The sequence below is a fragment of the Winogradskyella sp. ABM4_392 genome (assembly GCF_056160445.1).
This window is the reverse complement of sequence record NZ_JBSWXE010000011.1, coordinates 1-9411: the sequence shown is the minus strand read 5'-3', so window position 1 is coordinate 9411 and position 9411 is coordinate 1. Positions and strand designations below refer to the sequence as shown.

Below are 9411 nucleotides of genomic sequence, written 5' to 3'. Positions count from 1 at the left end.
AGATTACTATCCGTTCGGGATGCCAATGCCAGACCGCAACGTGGAGGGCAACTACCGCTACGGGTACCAAGGGGAATATGCCGAGAAAGAACCAGAATTAGAGGGCAAAAACTCTTTTGAGGCTAGATTATGGGATAGTCGTATTGGTAGGTGGTTAAGTCCAGACCCTGCTAAACAACATACTTCACCTTATCTAGGTATGAGCAACAATCCAATACTGATGATTGACCCAGACGGTAGAAGAGATACTCTCAATATTTATATAGACGACCAATTAAAATTTTCTTTAGATGATGGTAGAACGGAAGTAACTGAGTATAGATTTACTCAGGAGGAATGGAATACAGGAACTGAACTAATCAGTGCTGAAATTTGGGGGTATGAGTTTAGAGCAACTCGTTGGGAAGTTGAGTTTTTAAAAGAATTATCTATATTCGATAAATTCAATATTAAATCTAATAGATATATTTCTGGTAGATTAGAAGAGTATTACAAAGAAACGACAAATTGGGCTGTAGCAGATGCAGCGCATCACGTTTCCTTCTATTTATTAAATGCGTATGATTTGGGAGTTGATAAAGCTAGATATTTTGGACATTTACACGAGTTTAGCGGACTACGTCATTATCTTGATAAACCCCCAGGACGTGCTCATCAAATCGCAAGAGTAGAACAGGATTTGATTAATAATGAATGGGCGTTTTATTTAAGTGAAAATGTTCTTAAAGGGCATCATGATTTTCAACACAAATTTTCAAGAGTTTTTGAAGAAGGTGTTAAGAATGGGGATATTAACATTTTCGGTTTAGAAATACCTGAGTTTAAACAATAATTAATAACGATGAATTTGCGCAAATTTATTTTTTTAGGTTTAATTCTTATCTTTATTTCTTGCGATAGACAGTTAGATATTAAGTATAAATCTCAATTGGAGTGCTTAACAAGTTTGGAGAAGCAAATAATTTCAAAAAAAAGAATTCTCAATTTTAATAAGACTGTAAATTGTTTTGATTGGGATTCATTAAAAGTAGAAAATCTTAGTGATAATGAATTACGGAAATATTTTGATTTTAGCTATAAAGTCGTAAATGATAGTGTTAGAAAGAGAATGGAAAATAAAGGAAAGGTAGACATTCAGCAATATGAATATTGGAATTATATTTTCTTTTTTAATAAAGGGGTTCTCCTCAAGGATGCTTTAGCTATTCATGATCATGATCTTTATTTGACCACATTTGACATCGACAGTAAAATAGGACGAGAGGATGCCGTCTTTTCTATTGGATTTAAAAATGAAAAGGATATTATAGAAATGCATTTTAAAGATACACTTTTATATAGGAAATATAGTAGGAGTTGGTCACAATAAGGTGTACGGATTCTCTCGCTAGTGCTAGTTTGTAACCAGTGTTGTCAAAGTTATTCATACAAAAGAACTGTTTTTTCTATAGATTTAAAAGAAATTCCAAGCTAGAAAATAGCTAAAAAGATAGGTGTGTCTCATTAAAGTATCAACGTAATTACTATATTTGGTATAGTGATGAAAAAGAGTCTATTAACCTACATACTGCTTGGTCTATCGTCTATATACTTAGCTCAAAATGAAGCCAATATTTGGTATTTTGGGGAAAATTCGGGTCTAGATTTTAATTCTGGCACACCCACAGTATTATTAGATGGAGAATTAAACACCTTTGAAGGTTGTGCAACGATATCCAATCCTGACGGTAATTTGCTTTTCTATACCGATGGTGTCACCGTTTGGAATCGTAACCATCAAATTATGCCTAATGGTCCCCTCGCTGGTGCTAGTTTGAAACTAGTGGCTGTCATGAAAAAGAAAAAAGAAAGCATAAATACTGTAAAAGATAGATTTTTTATTGCCTTAAAGTAAACCATAACACAAAAAATAAAATTCATTACATTTAAGCTTTACGCTTAAATGAAAAAACAGACAGAATTACTACCCTTATTTTACACGTTTATAAGAGATACAGAAACTGGTAAACGTTTAAAGAAGAATGGTGAAAAGATAAAATCGCAATCTATACAAAACTATAAGTATGTTTTAAATAACCTTAAGAAGTTTAGTATAGAAAAAGACTTTGAGCTACGCATTTGTGATGCCTCTAAACTCAAAAAGCGTGAATATACTAGTGAGAAAAACTATTGGAAGAAATTTTACAAACGGTTTACAGAGTATCTTTACGCAAATGGTTGCCATGACAATTATGTGGGTACAAACATAAAAGTTATCCGTACGTTTTTTAATTACCTTAAAAACGATAGAGATTTTCATACTGGTGACTTTCAACGTTTATTCTATGTGCGTTCAGAGAACATAGAAATATTTGTACTCTCACCAGAGCAATTAAAATTTTTAATTCATGATAAAGATTTTGAAAGTAGCTTGTCTAAAAGTTTACAACGAATTAAAGATATTTTTGTTTTTGGCTGTACTACTGGTTTACGCTATTCAGATATTTTTCTGTTGACCAATAAAAATTTTGAGAAGCAGGAAGATGATTGGTATTTAAAAATAAAATCTAAAAAGACAAAAACTTTTAGCTTTATAAAGCTACCAAGTTATGCTGTGGAGATTTATCAAAAATATAAATCTAAGAGCAATAAAAAGCCACTATTTGAGCCTATTTCACTTTTTAACTTTAATAAACATGTTAAGAAAATAGGTGAAAAGGCTGAATTTAATGCACCCATTGATGTATCAAGAGAGATTAGGGGTAAGGCTTTAAAAAAGACAAAACAAAAGCAAGTATTATTTTATGAAAAAATGAGTTCGCACATGATGAGAAGGACAGCAATAACCACCTTACTTATTTTGGGTATGCCAGAACATTTAGTACGAAAGATCAGTGGTCATAGCCAATCGAGTGATTCTTTTGCGCGTTATATCCATTATGCTCAAGCCTATATGGATAGAGAAATTGACAAAGTGCATAGCAAGTTAGAAAATTATTAGGTTATTTACCCCAAAACACTACTCAATCTAAACATCGGCAAATACATAGCTATTAGAATTACACCAACCAACAGTCCAACGACCATAATAATTACTGGTTCTAACAACGTGGAAAGCAATTTGGATTTTTGCTGTACTTGCGTGCTATATTGCGTATTTAAACGCTGAAAAATAAACTCGTTTTGGTTAGTCTCTTCTGCGACCTTTACCAATGCCACCATTTTATTGTCAAATAATTTGTGTGGTTTTAGACTATCGCTAAGCGATTTTCCCTTGAGGATATCCTGTTCAACAGATTCTAAGGCATTCTGTAATGGATAGAAGTTGATCATTTGCTTTACTAGCTGAATGCTATTTACCACAGGAACTTTAGAAGCGGTTAACAAGCTTACGGCTTGGGTAAACTGTGATAGATAAACGGTCTTTACGAACTCGCCAATAAAAGGAAGTCTTAGGACAAATCGATCCTTAATCTTTTTGTACCATAGCTTTTTATTAAAAAACGCTCTAGAACCAACGAGAATAGCAAAACCTAATAACAAGATCCATCCGTAGTTTTTTAGAAACTCAGAACAGGTGATGATAAATTTGGTGATTGCAGGTAATTCTACTTTTTGTTGTTCAAAAATATCTTGGAACATTGGTACGACGTAGTTCAACATAAAAATAACTACTAAAACAGCTGTAGCCAATATAATGGTTGGATAGGTTAATGCGCTGATTAAGTTTCTACGTTGTTCGTTCTTTCTGGCAAAGAACTCACCTAATTGTTTTGTGACTTCTATTAGTGTTCCTGTTTCTTCACCTATCTTTAGTGAATAATATTCGTATTCTGAAAATTCCTTAGGATGATCAATCGCTTCCGAAAGACTTGCACCTGATACAATGGCTTTGGATATTGTATTGAGTTTTTCTTTTTGAGGCTTCTTTTTTAACGACTCTTCTATGAGTTCTAAGGCATCCTTTAATGTAATACCTGCCTTTAACAACACACTTAGTTCTGTATAAAAATCTTCTTTAACCTTGTTAGAAAAACTATTACCAAAAAGTGTAATCTCTTTTTGCAAGAAAGAGGTTTTGTCAGAAGTTTTAGTCTGGTTTTTTTTAGCCGTTTGTATGTTGTCTAGTTGAAATCCCATTAATCCATAAAAAGTGTTGCATCATTTTTTTTAAAGATAAATAATTCTCTGTTTTGATAAGCTTTAGTTGTTCTGAGTTTTAGGGCATCGACCTTGTTGGTTTGTGACAGAACGCCGTCAAAATAAAATTGTTTTGCTTCTATGACAATGTTAAAGGTGTCTTGAGCTTTGACAATAAATTCTTTTGAAAAAGAATAGGATATTGAATCTAATTCGTGCTTTAAAACCAATTGATCTACATTAGAATCATATCGGATATTTGGATAACGATTAAAATCTATCCATAAACTTGTCTCCAGCTTCTGTAGTTCTTGATTCTTATTGTAATTAGCCTGAATGGCAAACATTTGCTTTTGTACCAATCCCAATACTGAAAACGCCAACCCAACCACAACACTAGTGAGTATGAGTACTACAATGATTTCACTGAGTGTAAATGCCTTTATTTTTTTTCTAGTCTTCAATACTAACAATTGTAATTGTTTTATTGGTTTTTGAATTTATAGCTTCAAATTCTACGAAAACTTTATCATTTTTTTTAAAGTTCTCTATAGAAATATTCCAATTTTGAAATACTTCAGTGAATGGTAACTGAAGTTGTTCGTTTTTATGCAAATACTGCAATTCGTTTAGATGATTATCTATAGCTTGGGTATTGTTTTTAATGGTGTTTGAAAACAAGTTGTTCAATATCATACTTGCCAACATAAAAATCAAGACAATCAGAACGGTAGCTACAAGAGTTTCCATCAAGGTAGATCCCTTTATGCGATAATTGCGATTAAATGTTATATGTATCTTGTTTAGTATAGCCACTTCACTACATCTCTTTTTGAGTCTTCCAATAACAATCCTATATATTCTTGAGGTAGTTCATTGACATTTATCGTCCCGTTATAGACATGGTTCTGGTATACCGAACCAGATTGGTTGACAATAAAATTGTTGGTAAACACGCTTCCGTAAATAGTGCCTCTTAATTCTGTATTCTGATTATTGTAAAGTTCACCATAAATAGTTGATCTCTCTTTTACTAGAACTTGTGATTCATAGTTATTAGGATTGTCTTCACCAAGATAAAGAATTAAACCTTTTACGTTTGTATTTTCATTAATAATGATTCTGGGTGTTTTCTCGATAGAACTAAGCATATTACCATTTTGATCAATCTTTGAATTTTCTTTCAAAACTAAGGATGAAGGATAATTTAAGCTAACATCTTTACCAACTATAATTTCTTTTGAAGCAATAGCCTGAAAGCTTCCAACCGTATTGGGTAGTATTTGTATTTCAGGTGCAACAAGAACGATATCTTTTAAATCTGAAGATGAGTGAATGATAATTTTAGATTTTGATTGCACAATGATATGTCCTGTAAGTTCTGCATCTATTAAATTAATATCCCTATTTGAATATAAAATTTTTAACGGGTTTAAAAACGAGTTGCTATACCGAATTCCTTGTTGATCGTTTAAAAACTGGTCCTGTTTTAGAGAAGAACTTATGTTATCTAACTCAGAAATAGCATTAACAATATCGGTAGAAAGTTTTGGAAGTATCGAAGACACTCTCGTTGAACCATGAATCAGTTGTGATCCATAATAGGATTGTCCACCAATATAACCGGGTTTAACACCTTGTCGTGGCAAATAGCTAAGTCCTTCAATTTTTGTATTACCTACTAAAACTAAAGGTTTGTCATTTTCTTGAACATATAAAGCCGTTCTATTGTTTTTGAGTTGTTTAGAGCCAATAAGCGCTGTTTTTTGAAAACTATTATTTTTTATGTTCGCTGTACTCACAATTTTTTCAAAAACACCCCAAAAATCGCTATAAATCTCTAAGGTTTTTCCAACTTCACCATCTAATATAAGGGTTGTTTTTTGGCTTGGCGGAATTGAATTCTTAAGCAAATAGTCTATACCATCATTGGATTGCTTTGTGGTTTCTATTATAAAATCAGATTGAACTTGAAATTGCTTATGCACATGTATCAACAAAATAAAAGCGGTTAATAATAATGCGATAACCACAATGATAAATGTAGTCAATTGAAGTGCGCCAGCTTTTAACTTTAACCTAAACATGCTAAAGTTTTACAATATGATTCTTTCCGTTGAAGCGAATAGTAATAGATGCTTTATCGCCTTTAATCAGTTTAACATCATTAATGGTTTGCCCTAACTTTAATAAGTGCTGTTGGTTATTGATGTTTACTACAAACACTTTTGAATTAGAGTCTTGCCTTTGAATCAATCCACCATAGGTAATGCTCGGCATTGTAACATCAGATTTTATAACAGAGACTTTTTTTGGTGACTTTGAAGCAGTTTTTTTTAAAGTTAAGGTGCCTAAAAACGGATCTCTTTCTACATCATTTATAGAAAATGTATCGGTTTGCTTTGATTGTTTGGGATTAAAAGCTACATCAAAGGTTTGTGCTGTTACCTTTTCTTTTTCTGGGCTTAAGCCATTAACAATTTTATAACCAATAGTTCCCCAAATACCTAGGACAGCAACAAGTAAAATATATGTTTTTGTTTTATTCTTCAATTGTAAAACTTTGTGTGCTGTAAGCTGTTTGATAATCTGAATTCTCAGCTCTTACGCGCCATTCATAATTGCCGGGTTCTAAGGTTTGGTTAAAACTTTTAGTGGTAATCGTTGTATCTAATACGATTTGATTAGCCGATTCAAAGTTGGGTGTTGCGATTTGTAGTTTATACTGCTCGGCATCCTCAACAGCTTCCCATGAAAAGTTAATATCCACAATTGTTAATGTGGCAGTGTCTGTTGGTGCCAAAACCACTACGTTTTCATTAGAGATATCTACGACTTCTATAATCTCTTCGCAACTAAACAATATAAATACAACTAAAAGTAATTTTAAATACCTCATGACTAAAATTTAAAATAATCAATTTTCTTTTTTGCGCGTTTAGCACTTCTATATGTCATACTTGGACATTTATCCGTGCGCTCTACTATATCTACAATGTTTAGTTGGTATTTGTCGTCTTCTTGCCAACAAAAATTTGAAGCCTGATAAGCAAATACAACGCCTTCGTTAAATTTAAAACTACCTAGTATACTATTATTTTTATAGGCTTTTAAAACGAATGTTTTATCTGGCTCTTGTTCTAAGAATAAAGCATCAGCATCTATAATGGATTTCATCTTTTCTTGATTAAATGCGATGGAAATAGCAGAAATAATGTGAGCGTCTTTTTTATTTTTTATATAATCTTTTACGGCACCATTCTCTGTACTATTGAGAGTATTTAAAACGGCAACTCTATCCGCTAGTTCTAATTTTAAAAACCGAGGCTTCCTTTCTAAGGAATCTACATAATCTACAGTTAAAGGCTGACTTTTCTTATTATTCGCTTTTGAAAAAGCTTTATAACTCGTCCTATTAAATTCCAACACACTGACACTTACTTTTACAGGTTCGTCATATACAGGGATAGCAGTGCTGTTGTAGTCCTCTTCTAAAAGAAACTGTTTATCCTCACCGATACTTCCTAACTCAGCTAATTGAGATGTTTTAATTTGGGTTTCATTAGCTACATGGATAGATTTACAATTAAAGTAGCAAAGACCAATATAAACCAATACTAGAAAATGAGTTTTATGCATATTTATCTCTTTATGTAAATATAAAGATTAGCAGTAGATAGAACAAAATCTGTAGCTATAATTTGTCTCTTTTTTAGTATGACACTCCGCCATCTTCTTTTATTAAATTTTATTACATCATAACTATAAATGTTAAAAGTTGGGATAATTAGGTTTAACCTTAAAAATATAGCTCAAAATGTGCAAGATACCCTGTGTTATTCACACACTTACAAACCAACTATTTGATGAATAATCATAGAAAGAAGATGGTTTTGGGTATTGTTCTACATATAGATAAACATTACTTTTAAGATACTTTCCTATCCTTACGATAAAATTTAACAGGGGGGCTATCTCTTTAGATTTTAAATTTAAAACAGAGTTAGTAAAAAATTCAATACTTTCTTTTTCATTAAATCCACAAATAATATTTAATTTTTCAGTTAAATTAATTCTAACTTCTTTTATATAATCTGTTTCAAAAAAATCACTATCAACTGTTGTAGGCAACTCTTCTTTTATTGCTTTGAAATTATAAGTAAAATCATAGTTACTCTCAGCTAAAAACTTCAGTAGTTTGTTATAAATTTCAAGATTTGTATAAAATAACTTAATTTCTAAAACGACATCCTCACCTTCTAAATCACCAATTATTTTTTTCCAAATTAAATCTATTTGTTTGTCCATAATAATCATAATCCTCTACCTAAAAATCCTATGAATTCATTTGTTACTCCATTAAAACGCGCACCTAAACCACTCGCTAATTTAAAATCGACTACTGTTCCAAAGGTATTATGAGGCTTTACTGTTCTCGTTCCATTTCTCATTATATGCTGTAATGCCTTCATTCCTACTTGATTTCTTAATGCATTTTTAGTGATAGTCTCGGCTGTAACAATCTTAGCTATATTAGGATGTTTTTGAAGAGCTCTACCTACTGGCGAAAGCCCTCCTTTTCCTAAAGTAATTGCATGTCTGAATCCTCTAAACGCATTAAACCCTTTAAAAACCCTACCTATGGGCACAATCATCGCGAAAGCATTACCTACAGACGAATCAACATCATGTACATCTTGAAGCGTAACATAGCTTCTACCTGATGTCATAGCACTCATCTCATAAGAGTCTAAATACCCTTGAATTGAGTATGCACTAGGTATGCCACCTTTGTCAACTATGGACTTCATGTCACTTCTATACTGTTGCATTTGATCAGAAAAATCCCATAAAACAGTATTCAAATCTATAGATGGCGTCTTGTGAACTATTCCTAAATCAACACCATAATCAGCAGCAGCAGCATCGCTCCACCACCCTTGCTCAGTCATTTTCCACTCATAACCGTCGGAAGAAATGACAGTCGATCCCAGTGCGGCATTTGGATCGCAATCCACCCATTTTCCATCGTCATTTTTAACAAAACATCCACCATCAGGATCCACACCATTTATTGGATTATTTCCCATTCCTAAGTATGGGCTATGGTATTGCCCATAAGGATCAGGGCTCAACCATCTCCCGATACGGCTGTCCCAGAGCCTCAATTCAAAGGAGTTCTGCCCATTGCCCAGTTCGGGTTCTTTCTCGGCATATTCGCCTTGGTAACCGTATCGGTAGTTGCCCTCCACGTTGTGGTCTGGCATTGGCATCCCGAACGGATAGTAATCT

Annotated in this window: 13 protein-coding genes; 4 read left to right on the top strand and 9 right to left on the bottom strand. The window is 32.8% G+C overall.

Features of this window, described 5'->3' with window-relative positions; translation table 11 throughout:
* The 4 genes from ACXAFS_RS15225 to ACXAFS_RS15210 form a co-directional block, all read left to right on the top strand.
* Positions 1–832 (top strand): RHS repeat domain-containing protein (locus ACXAFS_RS15225; RefSeq protein WP_475308040.1); only part of this gene is annotated, 832 nt, incomplete at its 5' end.
* 9 nt (positions 833–841) lie between these two features.
* Positions 842–1369, top strand: a complete 528-nt coding sequence (locus tag ACXAFS_RS15220) for a hypothetical protein (RefSeq protein WP_475308038.1) — start codon at positions 842–844, stop codon at positions 1367–1369.
* Between the two features lie 171 nt (positions 1370–1540).
* Positions 1541–1894 (top strand): hypothetical protein, encoded by a 354-nt coding sequence (locus ACXAFS_RS15215; RefSeq protein ID WP_475308037.1) that lies wholly within the window; start codon positions 1541–1543, stop codon positions 1892–1894.
* 48 nt (positions 1895–1942) lie between these two features.
* Positions 1943–2980: a tyrosine-type recombinase/integrase gene (locus ACXAFS_RS15210; protein ID WP_475308036.1), complete on the top strand. Its 1038-nt coding sequence runs from the start codon at positions 1943–1945 to the stop codon at positions 2978–2980.
* A 5-nt stretch (positions 2981–2985) separates the two neighbouring features.
* Here ACXAFS_RS15210 and ACXAFS_RS15205 read toward each other — a convergent pair whose 3' ends face one another.
* From ACXAFS_RS15205 to ACXAFS_RS15165, 9 genes are all read right to left on the bottom strand, one after another.
* The gene (locus tag ACXAFS_RS15205) at positions 2986–4119 is read right to left on the bottom strand and encodes a type II secretion system F family protein (RefSeq protein WP_475308034.1); all 1134 of its coding nucleotides are present in this window, start codon (positions 4117–4119) and stop codon (positions 2986–2988) included.
* Entirely contained in the window at positions 4119–4583 is a 465-nt protein-coding gene (locus ACXAFS_RS15200; RefSeq protein WP_475308033.1) for a type II secretion system protein, read from the bottom strand. Before ACXAFS_RS15200 ends, ACXAFS_RS15205 begins: the two co-directional genes overlap by 1 nt.
* Positions 4573–4869 (bottom strand): hypothetical protein, encoded by a 297-nt coding sequence (locus ACXAFS_RS15195; RefSeq protein ID WP_475308032.1) that lies wholly within the window; start codon positions 4867–4869, stop codon positions 4573–4575. Before ACXAFS_RS15195 ends, ACXAFS_RS15200 begins: the two co-directional genes overlap by 11 nt.
* Before the next feature lie 53 nt (positions 4870–4922).
* Positions 4923–6206, bottom strand: coding sequence for a hypothetical protein (locus ACXAFS_RS15190; RefSeq protein WP_475308030.1), 1284 nt, complete (start codon positions 6204–6206; stop codon positions 4923–4925).
* Between the two features lies 1 nt (position 6207).
* Entirely contained in the window at positions 6208–6672 is a 465-nt protein-coding gene (locus tag ACXAFS_RS15185; RefSeq protein WP_475308029.1) for a hypothetical protein, read from the bottom strand.
* A complete protein-coding gene (locus tag ACXAFS_RS15180) occupies positions 6662–7018 on the bottom strand; it encodes a fibronectin type III domain-containing protein (protein ID WP_475308028.1) in 357 nt (118 codons plus the stop codon). The genes ACXAFS_RS15185 and ACXAFS_RS15180 overlap by 11 nt, the downstream gene beginning before the upstream one ends.
* Positions 7019–7020: 2 nt before the next feature.
* A complete protein-coding gene (locus ACXAFS_RS15175) occupies positions 7021–7758 on the bottom strand; it encodes a hypothetical protein (protein WP_475308026.1) in 738 nt (245 codons plus the stop codon).
* 201 nt (positions 7759–7959) lie between these two features.
* Complete coding sequence (locus tag ACXAFS_RS15170) at positions 7960–8427, bottom strand: hypothetical protein (protein ID WP_475308025.1); 468 nt, start codon at positions 8425–8427, stop codon at positions 7960–7962.
* 5 nt (positions 8428–8432) lie between these two features.
* Positions 8433–9411: RHS repeat-associated core domain-containing protein (locus ACXAFS_RS15165; RefSeq protein ID WP_475308024.1), on the bottom strand; the 979-nt coding region annotated here is incomplete at its 5' end.